Source organism: Mesorhizobium sp. M1428 (assembly GCF_040317515.1).
In the GTDB taxonomy this organism is placed as follows: Bacteria; Pseudomonadota; Alphaproteobacteria; order Rhizobiales; family Rhizobiaceae; genus Mesorhizobium.
This window is the reverse complement of record NZ_JAMYKT010000017.1, coordinates 46,139-67,117: the sequence shown is the minus strand read 5'-3', so window position 1 is coordinate 67,117 and position 20,979 is coordinate 46,139. Positions and strand designations below refer to the sequence as shown.

Genomic DNA, 20,979 nt, shown 5'->3' with positions numbered 1-20,979 from the left:
ACCGGGCGCCAGAATCGTTTGCCCCGAACTATCCCTCCGAACTATCCCGTTTGCCGGTATCCGGATCATCCGAGCCGCGCTTCACGTTCTCGCGGTAGATGGCGTAGGCAGCGAGTGCTATCGCCGGGCCGAGAATGGCGCCCAACCCGCCCTTCGCCAGGCCACCTTTGCCCTTGAGCAGCGCCGGCAGCACGGCGAGTGCCGCAGTGATGCCGATAGCCTTCATGTCGGCGTTGCGTCGCTTCGCCCGGCGCCTGGCGCGCGAGCCGGCCGATATCCGGTAAACGAGCAAGATGAGACCGGCGATTGCCAGAAAGCCGATCCCGAAGCTCAGGGAAGCTGCCATCGGCCCATAGCGGGCCACCGCCCAGATATAGGCCGCCCCGACGAGAAAGCCGAGGCCGCACAGCGCCGCGAGCGCTGCGACCGAATAGACAATCGCAGCGACGCGCGCGCGTTGCACCGCTGCAATGGTTTCGCCCGAGGCGATGCCCGAGATCAGCGATGCAAGCATTCCCATGCGTGCAGAACTAGCGGCGCGCGAGAAGCGCGAAGAGGAATCCGACGCCTGCGGCGATCGCCAGCGAAGTCACCGGCTTTTCGCGCATATGGGCTATCATCTGCGCCTCGATGTCCCTGGCGTTGCTGCGCAGGCTGTCGAAGGCCGCCTCGCCCTGGGTTCGCAACTGCTCGACGCTTTCGGCGGCGGCTCGCCTTGCAGCTCCATAGCCATGTTCGCCAGTTTTGGCCAACAGCTTGGTAAGTTGGTCGATGTCGGCCTTCAGTTGTGCGATGTCGGCCTCAATATCGGAATTCGTGCGGGCTTCGTTCGCGGCCTTTCCTGTGGCAGTCGCCATTGCTTCACTCTCCATGCTTTTTGCTCGGTCGAAACGCCCGACAGACCCCAAGGTTCCGGCACGAACCTCTTCTAACCCTATCTCCGGCAGCGCGCGTTGCAAATGCCTTGCATGGGCCGGGGCCGACGCATCCGCGCCAGCGCGTTTTTTTTAAATGACAGCATGCCAAATAACCATCATGACTTCCCCGTTTCACGATAGAGACGCGTTTGAGGAGATATTGCTGCGTGCGCCCATCGCTTGACGGTTTGCGGATTCTTATCCTGGAAGATGAGTTCCTGATTGCCATGGATATCGAGCAGCTTTGCCGCGACTACGGCGCGCTGGATGTGGTCATCGCCCGTGATCTGACCGAGATCGAACAGCAAGACATTGCCGCGCAGTTCGATGTGGCCATCGTCGACCTCATGCTGAGCGGCGTTTCGACGCTCCAATTTGCTTCGCGGCTGCGTGAAGCGGGCATCCCGTTCGTGTTCGCCTCGGGCTATTCGGATACCGACGAGATCAAGAAAACTTTTCCCGGCGTCAGGCTGGTCACCAAGCCCTATTCGGGAGACGATCTCGTTGAGGCAGTGGTAACGGCCTGCAGGCGCACGCCGCTTCGCTGAGGCGCGGAGCGGTTCGAACACGCCCGCGCTTCACGCAGCCGTCGATCCCGTTACCTGAGCCGAAATTGCGTCCGGGCCATATTCGTCTTCACCGGAGATCTTCAGGATTTCCTGCAGCCGTGTGCGGGCGCGGCTGACGCGGCTCTTGATCGTTCCGACGGCGCAGCCGCAGATCTCGGCCGCTTCCTCGTAGGAGAAGCCCGACGCGCCGATGAGGATAATGGCTTCGCGCTGGTCTTCGGGCAGCAACTCGAGCGCGCCCCGAAAGTCCTCGAGGTCAAGCTGGCCGTGCTGGGCCGGATGAACAGCAAGCCTGGCCGTCATGACGCCATCGCTGTCCTGCACCTCGCGGCCACGCTTGCGCATCTGCGAATAGAATTCGTTGCGCAAGATTGTGAACAGCCATGCCTTCAGATTGGTGCCGGGCTGGAAGCTTTCATGCTTGTCCCAGGCCTTGACCAACGTTTCCTGCACCAGGTCGTCAGCCTTGTCGGCGTTTTGCGTCAGCGACACGGCAAAAGCCCGCAGGCTCGGGATCGAGCCGAGCAAGTCGGTCTTGAAGCCCTGGGAGACGGCCGCCATGCCTCAGTCCTTCTTTTGTACAGGTTCGGCCTTTTCCAACTGGCTGAGCAGTTGGGCGAAGCGATCCGGCACATTGTCGGAGACCAGCTCGTCGTAGTATTGTTTGAGTTTGCGGCCGATTTCCGAATTCGGCCCAAGCGGGTCGCGGGAAGCAGCCCGGCGCCCGTTGCCCACGCCAGCCGTGGTAGCTTTCGTCATGTTCTTCATTTCGCCCTTTGTCCCAGCCTTGAGCCGCCCTTCAACACATAACGCACGGCAAGCGGCAGCCTCGTCTGGTTGCCCAACCCCGCCCTAAACGCCAGCCCCCATACTTAGTTCCGCATGACCGGAACTTTTTCGCGCAACCCGCGTTTCTAACTTTGGGCTTGCGAACCGTTTTTAGCTATAACATGAACATGCAATCACGTCATATGAGGGAGACGTCCGATATGAGCCTATCAGCAACCATCGCTCCGCACCTGCCGTTCCTGCGCCGCTTCTCGCGCGCCGTATCCGGATCGCAGGAGAGCGGCGACGCGTTGGTCGCCGCAATGCTCGAGGCCATCATTGCCGATGTCGATATCTTTCCGAACGCATCGAACGACCGCATCGCGCTCTACAAGGTCTTTGCCAAGCTCTTCACCTCGGTGGCCATTCGCGTTCCGCAGGAGCATGCCCAGTCGGCATGGGAACAGCGCGCCGCGGCCAATCTGAATGCAATTGCGCCTCGTCCCCGCCAAGCCTTTCTGCTGGTCGCGGTCGAAGGCTTCAGCGAAGACGAGGCGGCGGAGATTCTCGACGTCGACGAACAGGAATTCTCCGAACTCCTCGCGCAGGCGAGCAACGAGATCTCCCGTCAGGTGGCAACCGACGTGCTGATCATCGAGGATGAGCCGCTGATCGCCATGGATATCGAAGAAATGGTCGAAAGCCTCGGCCACCGCGTCGTCGGAACGGCGCGCACCCATGCCGAGGCGGTGGCGATGTTCGGCAAGGCGAGGCCAAAGATGGTGCTTGCCGATATTCAGCTCGCCGACGGCAGTTCGGGCATCGCGGCCGTCAATGAGATCCTGTCGTCGACCTCGGTGCCGGTGATCTTCATCACCGCCTTTCCCGAGCGCCTGCTCACCGGCGAGCGGCCGGAACCGGCTTTCCTCGTCACCAAGCCGTTCAATCCGGACATGGTCAAGGCGCTTATCAGCCAGGCCCTGTTTTTTGACCGGCACGCGAAAGCCGCGGCATGAAACAGCCGGCGGCCGAGCTGCCGCCGGGATAGCCGCTCCCTCGGATCAGATGGGCGTGATGCCGGCTCAACTCACTGCCAACCAACTGGGGCAATCAACTGGACCTTTTTCAGACACCGCGGCAATTCGGGCCCTGAAGATTTTCGGCATCGTCTTTTTCGGAAAATGGTGGAACAAACGGAGGCGAATCACGTTTTCACCGCAGCATTGGAAGGAGATCGATCATGCTTTACTGGGCGCTCGTATTTCTCGTCGTGGCGATTATCGCCGGTGCGCTTGGTTTCGGCGGCATCGCTGGTACCTCGGCCGGCATAGCACAGATATTGTTCTTCATCTTTCTCGCCTTCCTGATCATATCGCTTATTGCCGGCCTGATCAGACGAGCGTGAATGCCAAGCGGCCATTCGAGCGAACACTGGAAGCCGCACCCCTCAAACGGTTTCCAGCCACCGCCGGGCAGTGTCCTCCAACGGGATGCCGCTCGGCGGACCGCTTTTTAAGGCTTGATACGAGGCTCCTCCTTTTGGAACCCATTCTTCCGCGAGCCGTTCAGCCCGACATGGGTTGAGCAAATTGACCGATGCGTTCCAGAGTCGGAAAAATGAAAGACCGCGGCCAGAGTGATGAGATCATCGCTTTGCATCCCGCCGAAAGCGGGATGCAGCTTGGCCGGGCCCTTCTCCATGCACTGCACAATGCCGGGATTTCCGTCCTGTACCAGGATCGCGAGATGAAGACGGTGTGGGCGCGCAACATGCGCGCCCCATGGACTTCCGATGCCTCCGACAACAACGGCATCTTGCCGTCGGCGCAGGCCGAGCGTATCGGCGCCGCCAAGCACGACGTCATCGTCTCCGGCAATCCTCAACATCTCGAACTCAGCGTGCCGGCCGATGACGGCGCCCGCTGGTTTCAGGTGTGGATAGACGCCGACCGCAGCGAGACCGGCGCGGTGCAGGGCGTCGTGACCACCATGGTCGAAACAACCGAGCAGAAACGCCGGGAGCAGACGTTGAAGGCGCTGCTGCGCGAAGTCAGTCATCGCTCCAAGAACCTTTTGGCCATCATCCAGAGCATCGCCACCCAGACGGGCCGTTATTCCGGCAGCATTGACGATTTCCTGACGCGTTTCCGGGGCCGATTGCAGTCGCTGGCCTCCTCGCAGGATTTGGTTACGTCATCCAACTGGCGGGGAGCGTCGCTGCGCGAGCTGGTTTCCGGTCAGGTCGGCAGGTACGGCGCGGATCCCTTGCACAGCCTGCGTTTCCGCGGCGCAAATCCATATCTCAACCCCAATGCCGCCTTGCACATCGGCTTGGCCATGCATGAGCTCGCCGTCAATTCGGTCAGCTATGGCGCACTGTCGCGCAGCGACGGTTTCGTCGAGGTGACGGCCGATCTGACGGCAGCTTCCGCTGGCGAGCCTGCGCTGTCACTGACATGGGCCGAAGTGATCGGAGCCAACGACAATCAGCGCAGCGAGAAACGTTTTGGCAGCGTCGCGCTCGAACGCGTCGTGCCCACTTCATTGAATGGAACGGCGACACTTGAGATCACCGGGAACCGCCTCGAATACCGCCTTGTCGTTCCACACGGCAATTTCGAGACGGATTGAACGAACGGCGGTCGCCGCGAGAAGACATGCTGCGCATCGCCAAATCTTAACCGACTGTTCACCATAAAGTCCGATCCTGCCCGAACGTGCCGATCCGCCGGACATCGATTGAGTTTGGCACAAAATGAAAGGAATGGGCCTTGACGGCTGCCGACTTGAACAGACTGGAACAGGCCGCTCGCGTCTCGATGGGCGGTTTTCAGGATCCCGACGCGTCCGCAGCGCCCGCGCCTCGTGCTTCGCCCCTCCGCTTCGCCGCCGTCGCGCTTATGGCCGCGATCGTTCTGACCGCCGCGTCCCAACTGATCTGAATCGAACTCGCCTCTGCTTGATCGGCTTGAAACGATGCGTCCTTGGAGATTTCCAAGTTCGTGGTAGCATCGAACGGCGCACGCCCCGAAAAAGACTATCTTAATCAACAATGAAATCGTGCGGGCGAAGGCCGTACTTTCGTGCTAAATGGCGGCTGGAGCTTATTAAAGTGAGGACAAAAGTGAGGATGACTCCATGCGGAAGATGATTATTGCCATGGTTGCCGTGGTTGCGGTCAGCGGCTGCACCACCACGGAAGAGAACGTGGGTATCGGCACTGTGGGCGGCGCACTCATTGGTGGCGCTGTCGGCGGCGGCAAGGGCGCTTTGATCGGCGCCGGCGCTGGTGCGATTGGCGGTCTGCTCGTTCGCCGTCTGCAAAATGGCTACTGCCAGTACAGAGATCGTCACGGCCGGATCTACACAGCTCGCTGCAACTAGTTTCGAGCTCCAGGCGAACAGCAAACGCGGAGACAGGCCACCTGTCTCCGCGTTTGCACCTCCAAGGCGCTGTCGCGATGCGGCCCACGAGACGGCGGTTTCAGGCCGGCAGCGGAACCTTGATTTCCACGTTCAAGCCATCTTCGTGAAAATCGCGCCTGATTGTGCCACGCAATTCGCGCGTGACATTGAGATCGATCAGCCTGGTGCCAAAACCGCTCTTTGCCGGTGTCTCGAGCTTCTTCTGACCGGCCTCACGCCAGTTGAGAGCCAATGTCCGGGCGCCGCCGCGGCCTTCGAGCGACCAGTCGACCTTCAGCGCACCGACTGAATTGCCGGCTTCGCCGTGCTTCAGCGCATTCGTCGCCAGTTCGTGAAAAACGAGGCCGAGTGCCTGCGTCGTTTTTTCGTCAAGAAGAACCTCCGGTCCCGACAACAGCCCTTCAGGAAGCTCGCTGCCGAACACCTGGCCAAGCTCGATGCGCAGCAGGTCGCCGAGATCGGCTTTCTGCCAGCGTGAGCGCGTCAGCATGTCCTGGGAAGCCGCCATCGCCTGCAGCCGGGCCGAGAAAGAAGCCGAGAATTCCTGGACGTCGGTGGTGTGCGATGCTGTCTGGCGCGCGATTGCCAGCACCCGCGTGATCGAGTTCTTGATGCGATGCTTCATCTCCTGCAGCATCAGGTCTTTTTCCAGCAGGCTCTTTTCGGTCGTTTCGTGAAGCAGCGAGACCGCCTCATAGGCCCGCTCCTGATAGCGGGCCACCAGCGCGATGGCGCCCGCAAGCAGCAGTCCGAACAATCCGAGCATCACCGGGATGGCGCGCGAGGAAGGTTGCGAGAAAGCACTTGTCGGCCTGAACAGGACGACCCACGGCCGGCCGGCGACGGTGATCTTGCGGGTGACTAGCAGCCTGTCGCCGAGGCCCGAAACAGGCGGCGTTTCCGACTGGAACAGCAGGTTGTCGCTGTCCACCGTGCCGTCATAGATCTCGGTATTGACCGGCAGCAATGGTGCCCGGCTGAGCGCGGCCTGGAACAGATCACGGGCGCGGAAGGCCGCATAAAGGAAGCCGGCAGTCGAGGATCTCGACGCGTTCACGGCGTCCGGCGCGGTTTCGACATTGAGCCGGACGAAGACCAGGAACCCGGTAAAGGTCTGCGCGGCACCCGTATCCTTGCCGAGCTGCACCAGCCCGCTGGCGTGCTGCTGGTCGTCGGCCATCGCCCTTTCGATCGCCTCGCGCCGCGCCGGCCCGGTGAACATGTCGTAGCCGATGCTGGATTTGTTGGACGGATCCAGCGGTTCGAACAGCACGATGGGCGTGCGCCACGGTAAGTTCGTGTCGGGATAGATCGGATGGCTTGCGCCGTGATCGTGCAGGATGTCGCGCTCGACCGCCGCCTCGTTGCCCGTTTTCGCCAGGCGGAGGAAGCCGATGCCGCGCAGGCCGGCGAAATTATTGTTGATGTCGAGCGCGTTGAAGAAAGCCTTGAACTCGCCTTGCGAGATACCGCCATTGCGCGCGTCGAACAGCGCCCGGGTTGAGCGCAGCAGCGACAGGTCCAGGTCGATGCGGCTTTCGATCCGGTTAAGCGCGTCGTCCGCCGTCGCGTCGAATTTAATGCGGGCCGCCTCCTGGGTGGCAAAATACGCAAAACCCGCCATCGTCAGGCTGATCAGCGCGACGGCGATAAAAGCGACAGTCGGAAAAAGCTTCTTCAATGGCTGATACGTCCCGTGGACGGTTCGGCTCTTTATGGGCAAGTCCCGACGCCAACACAATGGCGAGGCCAAAGCATGGTGACGGCTGGCACATTTTGGCGGCTTGTGATTAGCCGGCTAATTCTCATTCATGCGGCAATCTTCAGGGCTCCCGGCCCCGGAAGGGCGCCGGGTGGGCACTTGCCGAGGATGATCATGCCGAGCACTTCGTCCTGGGTGACGTCGGTCGTGCGCGCCGTGCCGACAACCCGACCGTTCTTCATGACGCAGACGCGGTCGGCAAGCTCGAACACGTCGTGAATATCATGGCTGATCAGGAAAATGCCGATGCCGTCGGCCTTGAGCTGCCTGACCAGTTCGCCGACCTGCGCCGTCTCCTGCGGCCCGAGTGCCGCCGTCGGCTCGTCCATGATCAGGATGCGGGCGTTGAACAGGATGGCGCGGGCGATCGCAACCGACTGCCGCTGGCCGCCTGAAAGCTTTACGACCGGCTCCTTGAAGCGTTGGAAACGCGGATTGAGCCTGCCCATCACCTTGCGCGCCTCGGCCTCCATGGCGACGTCATCGAGCGTACCCCAGCCGGTCATCAGCTCGCGGCCGAGAAACAGGTTGGCGGCCGCATCGACGTTGTCGGCCAGCGCCAGCGTCTGGTAGATCGTCTCGATGCCGTACTTCTTGGCGTCGCGGGGATTGGAGATCGAAGCCTCCTCGCCGTTGACGAAAATCTGGCCCGCATCGCGCTTGTAGGCGCCGGACAGGATTTTTATCAACGTCGACTTGCCGGCACCGTTGTGACCGAGCAAAGCCATCACTTCGCCCGGGAAAAGATCGACCGAGGCATCGTCGACGGCGCGAATGCCGCCGAAGGCGATGGAGATGTTGCGCATGTCGATCAGCGGCGTGGGAGCGGTCTTGTCTGCCATGCTTGTTCTTCCTCCCTATAGATCCTGCTTGAGCATGATCTTGTCCGACAACCGGTTTCCACCTTGCGGGATCATGCTCAGACCCGTTTGCGATAGACGGTATCGAGCCACACCGCGACCACCAGCACGGCGCCGACAACAATGCTCTGCAGCGGCGAATCGATGCCGAGCAGCACCATGCCGGATTGCAGCGACTGCATCAAAAGCGCGCCGAGCATGGCGCCGAGCACTGTGCCGGAGCCGCCGGCGAGCGACGTGCCGCCGATCACCGCCGCCGCGATGACCAGGAGTTCGTCCAGGGTCCCCAGCGCATTGGTCGACGCATTGAGGCGGGCCGAAGCAATCGCCGCGCTGATCGCGGCCAGCACGCCCATGATCATGAACACCTTCATGGTCACCCAGCGCGTGTTGATGCCGGCGAGTTCCGCCGCTTCCGGGTTGCCGCCAATGGCAAAGACATAGCGGCCGAAACGGGTGCGTTTGGTGATGAAGGTCATGACGATGCCGACTGCGACAGCGATCAGCACCGGTATGGCGATGCCATGGGCGATGAACAGCCCGCCTTCGGGGAGGGTGATGCCGTTCCGCTGGGCGTACTGGCGAACGATGCCGATCGGCCAGGGATAGGAATTGGCGATCCAGACAGCGCCGAGGATGGCGGCACAGGCGACAACACCGAGCAGGGTCTCCGCCCAGACGGGGCGCAGCGGAAATTTGAACCGCTTGCGCTGCGACCGGCCGTTGAGCAGCATGAAGGCGACGCCCACACAGGCGAGAATGCCGACGATCCAGCTTGCGGTTGCGCCGATCGAGCCACGCGGCCCGCCGCCCATGAGCTGGAAGGTGGCGTCGAGCGGCGCGACGGTGCGCCCGCTCGTCATCAACCATGCCATGCCGCGCCAGACCAGCAGGCCGCCCAGCGTCACGATGAAGGCCGGAACCTCGAGATAGGCGATGATAAAGCCCTGGAACGCGCCGATCAGGAGGCCGAGCGCCACGCCGGCAGCCAGCGCGATGATCCATATCCAGGGATTTCCAAGCTGGAACTCCATGACGCGGATGAGGAATTCGGCCTGCGCCACGCCCATCACCATGCCGATCACGCCTTCGACGGAGCCGACCGAAAGATCGATGTTGCGCATCACGATGACCAGCACCATGCCGGTCGCCATGATCGCGACCGAGGAGGTCTGCACCGACAAGTTCCAGAGATTGCGCGGCGTGAGGAAAAGCCCACCCGAGAGTATGTGGATCCCGACCCAGATGACCAGCAGCGCGCCGACCATGCCGAGCATGCGCGTGTCGAGTTCGGTTGCCTTGAGAAATCGGGCAACGATGCCGAGCTCGGATTCACGCGCCCGGTCTGCCGTGCTGTCGACCGGCGTGTTGGAAGTCGTGTCGGTCATCATGTTTCTCCCGCCGGGTTGCCGTCTGCCGCGGATGCCGGAAGCGGCCTAGAAGTTATCCGCCGGAAGCGGAAAAACAACTCTTGTTGAAAAAACGCCGCGGCGAGCGGCCGCGGCGTTCGGACGTCTCGGAAACGTCGGCTCAGTTGCAGACTGCAACAGTGCCCGCCGCCACGCCGGCGCAGACCTCTTCTTTCTTGATCCAGCCGGCGTCGATGACGACGTTGAGGTTATCCTTGGTGATGGCGACCGGGGTCAGGAACAGCGACTTGACGGTATTGCCGCCGGGCGTGGTGAAATCCTTCACGCCGGCAATGTCGGTCATCTGCTTGCCGTCGGCCAGTTGCGAGGCGATCTCGGCGGCGTTCTTGCCGAGCTCGCGCGCATCCTTCCACACCGACACAGTCTGTGTGCCGAGCGCGATGCGGTTCAGCGCGGCGTGGTCGCCGTCCTGGCCCGAGACCGGAACAGATCCAGCCAACCCTTGCGCCGTCAATGCTGCGACGACGCCGCCGGCAGTACCGTCATTGGCCGCGACCACTGCATCGACCTTGTTGTCGTTCGCCGTCAGGAACTGTTCCATGTTTTTCTGGGCGTTGGCCGGCAGCCAGCCGTCGGTATAGGCCTCGCCGACATTCTTGATCTTGCCGCTGTCGATAGCGTCCTTCAGCACTTCCATCGAACCGGCAAACAGGAAATCGGCATTCGGATCGGCACCCGAGCCCTTGATGAAGACGTAGTTGCCTTCCGGCTTCACCTTGAACACTTCGCGGGCCTGCATGCGGCCGACTTCCTTGTTGTCAAAGGTCAGGTAAAAGACGTCCTTGTTCTCGATCAGCCGGTCGTAGCCGACAACCGGAATACCTTCGTCCAGCGCCTTCTGCACGGCCGGCCCGATGGCCGAGGCGTCCTGCGCAAGGATGATCAGTGCGTTGGCGCCCTGCGAGATCAGGCTCTCGACGTCGGTGAGCTGCTTGCCGGGGTTGGACTGCGCGTCGGCGGAAATATACTTGTCGCCGGCGGCCTCGATGGCCGCCTTCATTGCGGCCTCGTCGGTCTTCCAGCGCTCTTCCTGGAAGTTCGACCAGGAAACGCCGATGACCTTGTCTTTAGCCTGCGCCACCGACGCCAGCGCCAGCGTCATGGCGACACCCGCCAGAATGGCGGTCGTGAATTTCTTCATCATATCCTCCCTGCGCCGCGTACGGCGTGACCAATTGGCTCAAAGACCAGCTTAGAAGCTCTAATTTTTTCGAGCCTCGAAAAAATACTGGCCCGATCTCCGGCTGCTGTCAACATCGATTCTGATGGATTTTGATGACTTTGCGAGTTTTTTCGAGCGTCGGAATAAACGATGACAGCGCCACCCGCATCTGACACTATTTGCCTGCATCCGACACTGTTTGTCGGACATTACCGACGGCTTCCGGTTCATGAGCGGCCGCGGCAACCGGGAGGAAAGCAAAACGATGTCGGTCGGAATCCGCCATGACGATTTGCGCCGGCGCAACCGGGCGATGGTGATCTCGGCGGTGCGCCGGGCCGGCCAGCCATCGCGTACTGAGATCGCAGCAACCACCGGCCTCAGCCATTCGACCATATCGGCGATCTCCTCCGACCTGATACGGGAAGGCATCCTCGCCGAGAGCAAGGCAAGCGAGCCCGTTTCGTTGAAACGCGGTCGTCCGCAGGTCGGCCTCGCCCTCAACCCGGAAGCTGCGGCGGTGTTGACCGTGGTGTTGTCGCTGAATTTCCTGTCGGCCGCCATTATCGACTATGCGGGACAGGTGGTCGCCGAGGAACAGCGCCGGCTGGACACGCTGACCATGCCGCGCGACGAACTGATCCGCGAATGCATGGCCATCGTCCGGCGCCGACTTGAGGATCCAGACCTTGACGTCCGCAGTGTCGCCCGCATCGCCCTAGCTATCCAGGGCATTACCGACTCCCCTGCACGCGCCATGCTGTGGTCGCCGATCACGCCGCAGACCGACATTGCCTTTGCCGACATGCTGGAGGACGAATTCGGCATCCCGGCAACGGTGGAGAACGACTGCAATATGATGGCGGTGGCTCTGCGCTGGCGCAAGCCGGACCGCTATCGCGACGACTTCATCGCCATCCTGCTTTCGCATGGCATCGGCATGGGGCTAGTGTTGAAGGGCGAGCTGTTCACCGGCACGCATTCCTCGGGCGGCGAGTTTGGCCACATGATCCATCGTCCAGGCGGCGCGCTCTGCCGTTGCGGACGACGCGGCTGCATCGAGGCCTATGCCGGCAACTACGCCATCTGGCGCAACGCCAGGCAGATGAGCGAAGACAGCGAACCGGTCGCCGACGTCAGCGACGCCGACATGCGCGCCCTGGCGGCCCGGGCGCGCGAGAAAGATGGGCCGGAACGCGAGGCCTACTGCAAGGCCGGCGAAGCGCTGGGTTTCGGTCTCGGCTCGCTGTTCGCGCTGATCGATCCGGCACCGGTCGCGATGGTCGGCGCCAGTGCCGCCGCCTTCGATCTGATCGAGCCGGCCTTGCGCAAGGCAATCGCACAGACCGCCGGCGGCCAGCATTCCGGCTCGATCTCTTTCGACACTGAGCCGAACGAATTGCCGCTGATCCGCGAAGGCTGCGCGATGCGGGCGTTAAGCTTCGTCGACCAGGAGATTTTCGCGCCGGGCGCGCAAATGAGGCCCGGCGTCCGAAAGAACGTCGCCTGACCAGGCGGATCAATCTTCCCTGATCGCATAACCGGCACCGCGGATGGTGCGGATGACATCCGGCATGCGGCCGTTATTGACGGCTTTGCGCAGCCGGCCGACATGGACGTCCACTGTGCGTTCGTCGATGTAGATCGTCTCGCCCCAGACATTATCGAGCAACTGGCTGCGCGAGAAGACGCGGCCCGGATGCCGCATCATAAACTCCAGCAGCCGGAATTCGGTCGGTCCGAGCCTGATCTCGCTCTTCTTGCGATAGACCCTGTGCGATTCGCGATCGAGCACGATGTCGCCGACCTTCAGCACGCTGGACAGCACTTCCGGCTTGGCGCGGCGCAGCAGCGCCTTGACCCTGGCCATGAATTCCGGTGTAGAAAACGGTTTGACCAGATAGTCGTCGGCGCCGGTCGAAAGACCGCGCACCCGGTCGCTCTCCTCGCCGCGCGCGGTCAGCATGATGATCGGCAGCCGCTCGGTTTCGGGGCGCACCCGCAACCGGCGGCAGAGCTCGATGCCGGAAACCGCTGGTATCATCCAGTCGAGCACCAGAAGGTCGGGCACATTCTCCTGCAAACGGATCTCGGCTTCGTCGCCGCGTGTCACCACCTCGACCTGGTAGCCTTCGGATTCGAGATTGTAGCGGAGCAGCACACCCAACGGCTCCTCGTCCTCCACCACCATTACTCGTGGTGCGATCATCAGCTGGGCACCCCCATCATGTCACCGGCGCGGACATTGTCGTTTCGTCCTGCTTCGGACGATTGACCGGCAATTGCTCGCCGGTCAGCACATAATACGCATTTTCGGCGATGTTGGTGACATGGTCGCCGATCCGCTCCAGATTCTTGGCGCAGAACAGCAGGTGCGTGCAAGCGGTGATGTTGCGCGGATCTTCCATCATGTAGGTCAATAGCTCGCGGAACACGGACGTGTATTTGACGTCAATGCGCTCGTCGGCGGCACGCAGCTTGGCCAACGCGGCCGCATCGCCTGCAGCATACTCCTCGATGACGCCCTGCACCTGGATGAGCACCAGCTGCGCCATCGCGTCGATGGAATGCGACAAGTCGCGCGGCGTGACGCTGAGGCCGACCGCACTCACACGCTTGGCGATATTCTTGGCAAGGTCGCCGATGCGTTCGAGGTCGCCGGCCATGCGGATCGCTCCGACCACATGGCGAAGATCGTGGGCCATCGGCTGGCGTTTGGCGATCAGGGTGATGGCGCGGTCGTCCAGTTCGCGTTGACGCGCATCCATGATGGCGTCGTCGGAAACGACGCGTTGCGCCAACACGTTGTCGGAATTCAACAGGGCCTTGGTCGCCCCGCCGACCATCGAACCGGCGAGGTCGGCCATGTCGCGGATCAGCTTGCTGATCTGCTCGAGATCCTCGTCGAAAGAAGCGACTGTGTGTTCGCCCATGGTCCTGTCCTCATATGCATGATCGGAACGGCTCAGCCGAAGCGGCCGGTGATATAATCCTGCGTGCGCTTCTCGCGGGGCGACGTGAAGATCTTCTCGGTCCGGTCGAACTCGACCAGTTCACCCAGATACATGAAGGCGGTCTGGCGCGACACGCGCGCCGCCTGCTGCATGTTGTGGGTGACGATGACGATCGTGTAGTCGGCTTGCAATTCGTCGATCAGTTCCTCGATCTTGGCGGTCGACAATGGGTCGAGTGCGGACGCCGGTTCGTCGAGCAGAATGACTTCCGGCTTCACGGCCACGGTGCGGGCGATACAGAGCCGCTGCTGCTGGCCGCCGGACAGGCTCAAGCCGCTGGCGTTGAGTTTGTCCTTGACCTCGCTCCACAGCGCGGCGCGCTTCAACGCCTGTTCGACGCGGCCGTCCATCTCGGACTTGCCGAGGTTTTCGTAGAGCCTGACGCCGAAGGCGATGTTCTCGTAGATCGACATCGGGAACGGCGTCGGCTTCTGGAACACCATGCCGATCTTGGTCCTGAGGAGGTTGAGATCCTGCGACCGGTCGAGAATGTTTTTGCCGTCGAGCAGCACCTGGCCCTCGGCTGTCTGTTTCGGGTAGAGCTCATAGATGCGGTTGAACACACGCAGCAGCGTCGATTTCCCGCAGCCCGAAGGCCCAATGAAGGCCGTGACGCTGCGCTCGGGCAGCGACAGGCTGATGTCCTTTAGCGCCTTGCTCTGGCCGTAGTAGAAGTTGAGGTTCTTGACCTCGATCTTCGTCTTCTCGGCGACCGTTTCGGTCATCGTCATGTCCGGGGACAACATCTGTGTCATCTGTCCTCTCTGCGTCCGGTAAGGCTGCGGGCGAGGATGCTCAAGCCCAGAACCGTCAGGGTGATTATGAGTGCGCCGGTCCACGCCAGTTGCTGCCATTCCTCGTAAGGGCTGAGAGCGAACTGGAAGATGGTCACCGGCAGGCTGGCCATCGGCGCGTTGATATTGCTGCTCCAGAACTGGTTGTTGAGCGCGGTGAAGAGCAGCGGCGCCGTCTCGCCGGAAATGCGCGCTATCGCCAGCAATATGCCGGTGACGATGCCGGATAATGCGGCGCGGTAGGCGACCGAACGGATCACCACCCAGCGCGGCGCGCCGATCGCGGCACCGGCTTCACGTAATGCGTTCGGCACCAGGTTGAGCATGTCTTCGGTGGTGCGCACGACCACCGGAATGACCAGGATGGCAAGCGCAACGGCGCCGGCAATGGCCGAGAAATGCCCCATTGGCCGCACCATCAACTCATAGACGAACAAGCCGATGATGATCGACGGCGCCGACAACAGGATGTCGTTGATGAAGCGGACGACGGTGGTGATGCGCGAGAAACGTCCATATTCGGCCATGTAGGTTCCCGCCAGCACGCCGATCGGCGTGCCGACGACAACAGCGATGATCGTCATCAGCAGGCTTCCCGCAATGGCATTGAGCAGGCCGCCGGCCTCGCCCGGTGGTGGCGTCATCTCGGTGAAGACCGCAAGCGAAAGCCCGGCCGTGCCCTTATAGACCAGCGCGCCGAGGATGAGCGCCAGCCAGGCAAGCCCGATGCCGGCGGCGACGACGCAAAGCGCCATCATCACCGAATTCCTGGCTTTGCGGCGGCTGTGGAGCGATGAGGATGTCGACATCGGTCAGGCTCCCGTACGGGCGTCGATCCGCATCAGCATATAGCGGGCGGCGGCAAGGATCAGGAAGGTGATGACGAACAGGATCAGGCCGAGCGAAACCAGCGAGGAGGTGTAGAGATCGCCGTCGGCTTCGGTGAATTCATTGGCGATGGTGGCCGAGATGGTCGTGCCCGGCGCGAACAGAGAGGCGCTGATGCGGTGGGCGTTGCCGATGACGAAGGTCACCGCCATGGTCTCGCCGAGCGCCCGGCCGAGGCCAAGCATGACGCCGCCCATGATGCCGATGCGGGTATAGGGAATGACCACGCGCCGGGTCACTTCCCATGTCGTGCAGCCGATGCCGTAGGCCGATTCCTTCAGCACCGCCGGCACCGTATCGAAGACGTCCTTGGTGATCGAGGTGATGAAGGGCAGCACCATGATGGCGAGGATCAGCGCCGAGGTCAGAAGGCCGATGCCGTAAGGAGGGCCGGCGAAAAGGCTGGATAGTCCCGGCACGCCGTGGAAGATGTTGATTATGAAGGGCTGTATCGTCGTCTGCAGGAACGGCGCGAACACGAACAGGCCCCAGATGCCGTAGATGATCGAGGGAATGCCGGCCAATAGCTCGACCGCTATGCCGATCGGGCGCCTGAGCGGGCGCGGGCAGAGCTCGGTGAGAAAGATTGCAATGCCGATGCCGATCGGGACCGCGATCAGGATGGCGATGGCCGCCGTTACCAGGGTGCCGTAGATCGGCGCCAGTGCGCCAAATTTTTCCGTGACCGGATTCCAGCTCTCAGTCGTCAGGAAAGAAAAACCGAAGGAGGACAGCGCCTGCCATGAGCCGGCAAACAGCGAGATCGCGACACCGCCGAGGATGACCAGCACAAGAATTGCGGAAGCGCGGGTGAGACCGCGGAATATGGCATCTGTGAGCGCGAAGCGCCGCACCGTAGCTTCCCTGGCCCGGGCTGCTGCGGATGATGGCATGGCATCGGAAGCGATGGTCATTGGGTCCTCGCGATTAAAGGCAACAGGGAGGGCGCCGTCGACGCCCTCCCTGGAGGAGATTACATAGCCGAGTAGAGCGGCTTGCCGTCGCTGCCGACGACTTCCTTGGCCCACATCGCCTTGACGCTCTCGACCACCTTGTCGGGCATCGGAACGTAGTCCAGCTCGCCCGCCATCTCGTCGCCCTTGTCATACGCCCAGGCGAAGAATTTGAGCGCCTCGCCGGTGGTCGCGGCGTCGTCCGGCTTCTTGTACAGGAGGATCCACGTCGCCGCCGTCATCGGCCAGGACTCGGCGCCCGGCTCGTTGGCGAGGATCACCCCATAGCCCGGCTGCGAGCTCCAGTCGGCATTGGCCGCTGCCGCCGAAAACGCCGCCGCGGCAGGCTCGACCTTCTTGCCGTCCTTGTTGATCATGTCGGTGTGGGTGAGCTTGTTCTGCTTGGCATAGGCGTATTCGACATAGCCGATCGCGCCGCCAGTCTGGGAGACGTTGTTGGCAACGCCCTCATTGCCCTTGGCGCCGATGCCAACGGGCCATTCCACGGCCTTGTCGACGCCGACCTTTTCTTTCCAGTCCGCGCTGACGTCGCCGAGGTAATAGGTGAAGTTGAACGTCGTGCCCGAACCATCGGAACGGTGAACGACCGCGATCGCCTGCGAAGGCAGCTTGACGTCTGGATTGAGCTTCTTGATCGCTGCGTCATCCCAGCTCGTGATCTTGCCGAGGAAGATGTCGGCCAGCGTCGGGCCGTCGAGAACCAACTCGCCAGGCTTGATGCCTTCGAGATTGACGACGGGAACGATGCCACCCATCACCATCGGGAACTGAGCCAGTCCGGACGCTTCAAGCTCTTCGCCTTTCAGCGGCGCATCCGAAGCGCCGAAGGTAACGGTCTTGGCCTTGATCTGCTTGATGCCGCCGCCGGAACCGATCGACTGGTAGTTAAGGCCAACGCCGGTGTCTTTCTTGTAGGTGTCGGCCCACTTCGCATAGATCGGGTAGGGGAAGGTGGCGCCGGCGCCGGAGATGTCCGCGGCGAGCGCGGCGGACAGGGTGAGGGTGGTCGTCGCCGCAGCCATTGCAATCGCAACGGCCGCCGAGCGGATGAAATGTCTCATGTGGCCTGCTCCTTGTCGGAATATGGTCTCTCGGCGCCATACCTCCGGCGCCCGCTGAGGCCAATAGCCCCCGATTATTACAGTCGCATGACAGTTTCATGTCGCTCCGGTAACGTCGTCCAGCCGGGGTTAAGAAGGAGCGGCTGCGGCCTTTGTCGGAGTGGGCCGCGCTTTGCCGTTGGAATCAGCAGCTTGCGTGAATTCCGGCCCGGCATCGTCTGCTCGGCGATCGCAGCCACCGGCCTTGAAAAGAAAAAAGCCGGACGGGAGCGCGTTGCATGCAGCCAGAGCGTGTCATGGCCGCGCCATCGCCTAAACAGGTCCGTTGGGGTAAATCTGACCCTGTTTCTTGCCGGCGGTCGCTGCTCCCGCCCGTAACTGGAGGAGCGGAACTTCGAATCCCATTGTCGCGATTGAGCGCGGCTTTGGTATGGTGCGATCGCACCATGGCCTTACGCTGGAAGCGTTGACGAATCGCACGTTTCTAACTCGCGCTGGACCTCCATCCGCGCCCGACCCGGCGCTCGATCTTCGAGCAAGGCCTTCGACTGGAAGTGCGAAGACTTCTACTTCACCGTATCTACTCCCTCCGCCCTATTCCGCCGGTTGTCGGTCAGGCCGAAGCAGCGTTATAAGCTTGCAGGGGTGTTGCTGATGTTTCGACGGATTCTGCCTGTCTTCCTGTGCCTGGCGCTGCCTCTGGGAAGCGGCTGCGCGCGCAGCTATGACGGCACCGTCATCATTCCCAAGCCGCTCGATGTTCGCCGGTTCTGGGACCGGCCTTCGCCGCAGGCGCAAGCCGAACAGTCGCAACTGGAGACCGACGTCTTTCCAGTGGCGCCGCAAACGCCGAAAAGGCTGGCGGTGCGCAGGAGCGCAGCTTCGGTTGCAGCGCCACGGAGGAGGGTTGCCGTCAACCCGCCGTCGCCGGAGCCGACGAAGCCGCTAACTTGCAGGAACGTCAGCGAGCCCGGCAAACGGGCCCGCATGGTCTGCGAATAACCAGCGACGTCGGTCGACGCGCGCCTCCAGGCCTTGAAGAGGCTATCTGGCCAGCCGTTCGCCGTCTCGGACCGCCGCCTGCCTTGGTCAGTCCGCCGGGAAAAAGGCCGGCCCGACCACTCTCACCGGCCGCGCTCCGACCGCTTTTTCGATCGACTGATGCTGGGCAGCCCCTTGCACCTCGGTAGCCTGCGTTTTTGCCTCTGCGGGAGCGGCACCGGCGGTTTCGATCCCGGATTCAGGAATTTCCGCGACGATGCCAAAATCCGGCTTTGCCGTCGGCAACGGAATGATGGCGTTGGTCATGTTGGCCGGTGTCACGGTTCGTGCCCTGAGTTCGGCGACGCGCCGGTAGTAGCGCTTGACGTCGCAGGCCTTGAAATTCGCGTCGTCGCGGTACCGGAACGCGGCAGGTAGCTCCACATAGGGTTTTCCCGACTCGAGTGCGACCATCTCTTCGGTCTCGCGGGTGGCGTCGCTCAGCGTATAGAGGTCGACGCCGGCATCGTCGCAGATGTAGCGGCACTGATCGACCGTTTCCTTCAGATCGTCGCTCTTGGCGAACTGCGATTTTGGCGCGGGGAAGAAGTATCCGTCCGACAAGCGAACGCAAAACAGCATCCGATTGCCGCCAATTGTTGTGCCTGCGGACTGGGCTTTGGGTGCTGTGCGTTGCTGCGCCTGCTGTTTCTTGGCAGCCGGGGCGGCGCAGCCCAGCGCGACAAACCTGGCCTTCAATCCGGACGTGTCCCTGCCCGAATTCGCCAGTCTCGCGATTTGCCGTTGCACCTCCGCCTTGCTACTGACCAGGTCTGCGCAGGGATTGAAGAAGAAGCCGGCCGTTTTCACCGTGCATCGGCGTTGTCTCTCCAGCTTTTGAAGCGCGGCGAGTTGCCGGTGCAGTTGGGCAAGCTCGGGGCTGGTCCCGCCGCCGCGCCCCGCCGAAACCAATTGGCTCCTGATAGCACCGCAGCTATCCGCGTAGGAGAAGGATGTGCCGAGCGCAACGGCTATTGCCGACACTAGCATCAGAATCGTGAAGGGCCAGAAGCGTGTCATTGGAACGACCATTATCCTTGTTGCGCCGAGAACAGGATTTCTTCTTTGTCGACTATGGATAAGTACTGGCTAAATCAGTTTCACCTAATTGAAGTAGATCGAACTGCCGACAGAGACTTTAGCTCTAGTGTATTAGATCAACTCGTGTAAATTCAATATTACATTTTTATTTCAAGATTGAGACGAACCGGCAGCAACGCCGGCGGACGCCCGCCACGGCGACGTTTGATGCGCGCGGCGGGTTCCGCATCGCGATCAATCCGGCGTTACCGGCCGGCCGTTGCTGAAACCTTAGCCCTGGGTTCGGCGTTGAGCGGCCAAGGAGGAGACCGCAAATGTCGATCCACTTCACTGTCGCGGACCTGACCAGGAATCTGTTCCATTCACTTGGGTTGGACCATGAACGCGCACCGAGGCCACTTGACCACGAGCAGAGGCTGTTGCTGGAGTGCTATCTCGCCGGCCAGATACCGGAATCGGCCTGGAGCGACTATGTCTTCGAAATGCCGGAACTGGCGCGACATGTCGAGGCGAGACGAAGCCGCCACTAAAGCGCATCGCGGTCGACCGGGCCTCATGTGACGCGCTTAGGTTCTTGTCTAATGCATGTCGTTGTCGCAAAACCGCTGCACACTTTGCGCGACATGCATTAGGAAAAGTGGAATCCGGATGTCGGAAAAGATCAAGGCGAAGCCTGCACTCGCGTTGCAGGCTGTTTTTGTTTAGGCGAGTTGAATTGCAGAGTGAACACCTTGCCCGGGATGCCTTCAGCCAGCGCCGGTGAAAGGCTCAACGGCAGGCAGTGGTCCACGGCCGCAATCGCCGCATCGACAAAAGCTTGCCGCGCCTTCTCGTCGCCGGCCACGCGGATGGCGGTCGGCTTGGGCCGGCCGATCAGCGTGCCATTGCGCCTGAAGCTGAAGCTCAGGGTGACGGTGGAATTCCCGGCATTCGCTGGCGGGGTCCAGCACGCCTGGATGGCAGCCCCGACCTCGGGCATGGTGTTGAGCGTCGCTGCATTCGATTGACCGGCTGCACCCGCCAGCATGGCGCCTGCAATCACCACCATTCCAGCAATGCTTTTCATGACAGGGCCTCTGTCCTTGAACCGCCCTCGAGGACGGGGACTACTTCGATGGTAGGGCCGACATCGGCGATGACAAGATGCCGGCGACGCGCTTCATCAGCCATGCAGGGCGTCGAAGCGCCGTCAGCCGCAACTTCGGCAGCGCCGCAACAAGCAAAAGGCCGGCGAGCAGCCGACCTTTGCTTTCCATCCGCGCCAGTACATCC

The 20,979-nt window shown here is 61.9% G+C and carries 26 protein-coding genes; 9 read left to right on the top strand and 17 right to left on the bottom strand.

The window, feature by feature from the left end; all coding sequences use genetic code 11:
- Window positions 1–28: 28 nt before the first annotated feature.
- Both NKG60_RS22570 and NKG60_RS22565 read right to left on the bottom strand, forming a co-directional pair.
- A complete protein-coding gene (locus NKG60_RS22570) occupies window positions 29–520 on the bottom strand; it encodes a hypothetical protein (RefSeq protein ID WP_352666367.1) in 492 nt (163 codons plus the stop codon).
- A gap of 10 nt (window positions 521–530) precedes the next feature.
- On the bottom strand, window positions 531–857 hold the full coding sequence (locus tag NKG60_RS22565) for an ElaB/YgaM/YqjD family protein (protein ID WP_352666437.1): 327 nt from the start codon (window positions 855–857) through the stop codon (window positions 531–533).
- A 287-nt stretch (window positions 858–1,144) separates the two neighbouring features.
- On the opposite strand from NKG60_RS22565, the gene NKG60_RS22560 reads away from it, so the two are divergent.
- Window positions 1,145–1,465, top strand: coding sequence for a response regulator (locus tag NKG60_RS22560; RefSeq protein WP_502903417.1), 321 nt, complete (start codon window positions 1,145–1,147; stop codon window positions 1,463–1,465).
- A 30-nt stretch (window positions 1,466–1,495) separates the two neighbouring features.
- Here the strand turns inward: NKG60_RS22560 and NKG60_RS22555 are convergent, their stop codons facing one another.
- Together NKG60_RS22555 and NKG60_RS22550 are read right to left on the bottom strand one after the other, a co-directional pair.
- On the bottom strand, window positions 1,496–2,047 hold the full coding sequence (locus NKG60_RS22555) for a sigma-70 family RNA polymerase sigma factor (RefSeq protein WP_023678544.1): 552 nt from the start codon (window positions 2,045–2,047) through the stop codon (window positions 1,496–1,498).
- Between the two features lie 3 nt (window positions 2,048–2,050).
- Window positions 2,051–2,254, bottom strand: a complete 204-nt coding sequence (locus NKG60_RS22550) for a NepR family anti-sigma factor (protein ID WP_023720919.1) — start codon at window positions 2,252–2,254, stop codon at window positions 2,051–2,053.
- Window positions 2,255–2,475: 221 nt separating this feature from the next.
- On the opposite strand from NKG60_RS22550, the gene NKG60_RS22545 reads away from it, so the two are divergent.
- The 5 genes from NKG60_RS22545 to NKG60_RS22525 all read left to right on the top strand — a co-directional run bounded on the left by NKG60_RS22545 (window position 2,476) and on the right by NKG60_RS22525 (window position 5,638).
- The gene (locus NKG60_RS22545; RefSeq protein WP_352471123.1) at window positions 2,476–3,270 is read left to right on the top strand and encodes a response regulator; all 795 of its coding nucleotides are present in this window, start codon (window positions 2,476–2,478) and stop codon (window positions 3,268–3,270) included.
- Window positions 3,271–3,494: 224 nt separating this feature from the next.
- Window positions 3,495–3,659, top strand: a complete 165-nt coding sequence (locus NKG60_RS22540) for a DUF1328 domain-containing protein (RefSeq protein WP_023678541.1) — start codon at window positions 3,495–3,497, stop codon at window positions 3,657–3,659.
- 191 nt (window positions 3,660–3,850) lie between these two features.
- The gene (locus NKG60_RS22535; RefSeq protein ID WP_352666362.1) at window positions 3,851–4,885 is read left to right on the top strand and encodes a sensor histidine kinase; all 1,035 of its coding nucleotides are present in this window, start codon (window positions 3,851–3,853) and stop codon (window positions 4,883–4,885) included.
- A 140-nt stretch (window positions 4,886–5,025) separates the two neighbouring features.
- The gene (locus NKG60_RS22530; protein ID WP_023678539.1) at window positions 5,026–5,196 is read left to right on the top strand and encodes a hypothetical protein; all 171 of its coding nucleotides are present in this window, start codon (window positions 5,026–5,028) and stop codon (window positions 5,194–5,196) included.
- Window positions 5,197–5,392: 196 nt separating this feature from the next.
- Window positions 5,393–5,638: a YMGG-like glycine zipper-containing protein gene (locus NKG60_RS22525; protein ID WP_006328050.1), complete on the top strand. Its 246-nt coding sequence runs from the start codon at window positions 5,393–5,395 to the stop codon at window positions 5,636–5,638.
- Window positions 5,639–5,738: 100 nt separating this feature from the next.
- On the opposite strand, the gene NKG60_RS22520 is transcribed toward NKG60_RS22525, so the two are convergent.
- From NKG60_RS22520 to xylF, 4 genes are all read right to left on the bottom strand, one after another.
- Window positions 5,739–7,361, bottom strand: coding sequence for a CHASE domain-containing protein (locus NKG60_RS22520; RefSeq protein ID WP_352666360.1), 1,623 nt, complete (start codon window positions 7,359–7,361; stop codon window positions 5,739–5,741).
- 128 nt (window positions 7,362–7,489) lie between these two features.
- A complete protein-coding gene (locus tag NKG60_RS22515; RefSeq protein ID WP_352975610.1) occupies window positions 7,490–8,284 on the bottom strand; it encodes an ATP-binding cassette domain-containing protein in 795 nt (264 codons plus the stop codon).
- A gap of 77 nt (window positions 8,285–8,361) precedes the next feature.
- Window positions 8,362–9,690, bottom strand: a complete 1,329-nt coding sequence (locus NKG60_RS22510) for a sugar ABC transporter permease (RefSeq protein ID WP_352867111.1) — start codon at window positions 9,688–9,690, stop codon at window positions 8,362–8,364.
- Window positions 9,691–9,832: 142 nt separating this feature from the next.
- On the bottom strand, window positions 9,833–10,873 hold the full coding sequence (gene xylF, locus NKG60_RS22505) for a D-xylose ABC transporter substrate-binding protein (protein ID WP_292655550.1): 1,041 nt from the start codon (window positions 10,871–10,873) through the stop codon (window positions 9,833–9,835).
- A 286-nt stretch (window positions 10,874–11,159) separates the two neighbouring features.
- On the opposite strand from xylF, the gene NKG60_RS22500 reads away from it, so the two are divergent.
- Window positions 11,160–12,404: an ROK family protein gene (locus tag NKG60_RS22500; RefSeq protein ID WP_352867108.1), complete on the top strand. Its 1,245-nt coding sequence runs from the start codon at window positions 11,160–11,162 to the stop codon at window positions 12,402–12,404.
- Window positions 12,405–12,413: 9 nt separating this feature from the next.
- Here the strand turns inward: NKG60_RS22500 and phoB are convergent, their stop codons facing one another.
- The 6 genes from phoB to pstS are packed head-to-tail and all read right to left on the bottom strand — an operon-like array spanning window position 12,414 to window position 17,625.
- Window positions 12,414–13,103 carry a phosphate regulon transcriptional regulator PhoB gene (gene phoB, locus NKG60_RS22495; protein ID WP_352666354.1) on the bottom strand — a complete coding sequence of 230 codons (690 nt, stop codon included), beginning with the start codon at window positions 13,101–13,103 and terminating at the stop codon, window positions 12,414–12,416.
- A gap of 16 nt (window positions 13,104–13,119) precedes the next feature.
- Window positions 13,120–13,827 (bottom strand): phosphate signaling complex protein PhoU, encoded by a 708-nt coding sequence (phoU, locus tag NKG60_RS22490; protein ID WP_254816572.1) that lies wholly within the window; start codon window positions 13,825–13,827, stop codon window positions 13,120–13,122.
- Window positions 13,828–13,859: 32 nt separating this feature from the next.
- Window positions 13,860–14,663, bottom strand: coding sequence for a phosphate ABC transporter ATP-binding protein PstB (gene pstB, locus NKG60_RS22485; protein WP_292655560.1), 804 nt, complete (start codon window positions 14,661–14,663; stop codon window positions 13,860–13,862).
- Window positions 14,660–15,511 (bottom strand): phosphate ABC transporter permease PstA, encoded by an 852-nt coding sequence (gene pstA / locus NKG60_RS22480; RefSeq protein ID WP_023678532.1) that lies wholly within the window; start codon window positions 15,509–15,511, stop codon window positions 14,660–14,662. Before pstA ends, pstB begins: the two co-directional genes overlap by 4 nt.
- 3 nt (window positions 15,512–15,514) lie before the next feature.
- Entirely contained in the window at window positions 15,515–16,504 is a 990-nt protein-coding gene (gene pstC, locus NKG60_RS22475) for a phosphate ABC transporter permease subunit PstC (protein ID WP_352634128.1), read from the bottom strand.
- 59 nt (window positions 16,505–16,563) lie between these two features.
- A complete protein-coding gene (gene pstS, locus NKG60_RS22470) occupies window positions 16,564–17,625 on the bottom strand; it encodes a phosphate ABC transporter substrate-binding protein PstS (RefSeq protein ID WP_352666352.1) in 1,062 nt (353 codons plus the stop codon).
- 654 nt (window positions 17,626–18,279) lie between these two features.
- Here pstS and NKG60_RS22465 point away from each other — a divergent pair.
- Window positions 18,280–18,627 carry a hypothetical protein gene (locus NKG60_RS22465; protein WP_352666351.1) on the top strand — a complete coding sequence of 116 codons (348 nt, stop codon included), beginning with the start codon at window positions 18,280–18,282 and terminating at the stop codon, window positions 18,625–18,627.
- Window positions 18,628–18,714: 87 nt separating this feature from the next.
- Here the strand turns inward: NKG60_RS22465 and NKG60_RS22460 are convergent, their stop codons facing one another.
- On the bottom strand, window positions 18,715–19,686 hold the full coding sequence (locus tag NKG60_RS22460; RefSeq protein WP_352666349.1) for a DUF2865 domain-containing protein: 972 nt from the start codon (window positions 19,684–19,686) through the stop codon (window positions 18,715–18,717).
- A gap of 335 nt (window positions 19,687–20,021) precedes the next feature.
- Between NKG60_RS22460 and NKG60_RS22455 the strand changes: the two genes are divergently transcribed.
- Complete coding sequence (locus NKG60_RS22455) at window positions 20,022–20,237, top strand: hypothetical protein (protein WP_352468942.1); 216 nt, start codon at window positions 20,022–20,024, stop codon at window positions 20,235–20,237.
- A gap of 131 nt (window positions 20,238–20,368) precedes the next feature.
- On the opposite strand, the gene tolA is transcribed toward NKG60_RS22455, so the two are convergent.
- Both tolA and NKG60_RS22445 read right to left on the bottom strand, forming a co-directional pair.
- Window positions 20,369–20,755, bottom strand: a complete 387-nt coding sequence (gene tolA / locus NKG60_RS22450; RefSeq protein ID WP_352714585.1) for a cell envelope integrity protein TolA — start codon at window positions 20,753–20,755, stop codon at window positions 20,369–20,371.
- 58 nt (window positions 20,756–20,813) lie between these two features.
- Window positions 20,814–20,963, bottom strand: coding sequence for a hypothetical protein (locus NKG60_RS22445; RefSeq protein WP_352666347.1), 150 nt, complete (start codon window positions 20,961–20,963; stop codon window positions 20,814–20,816).
- Window positions 20,964–20,979 lie beyond the last annotated feature (16 nt).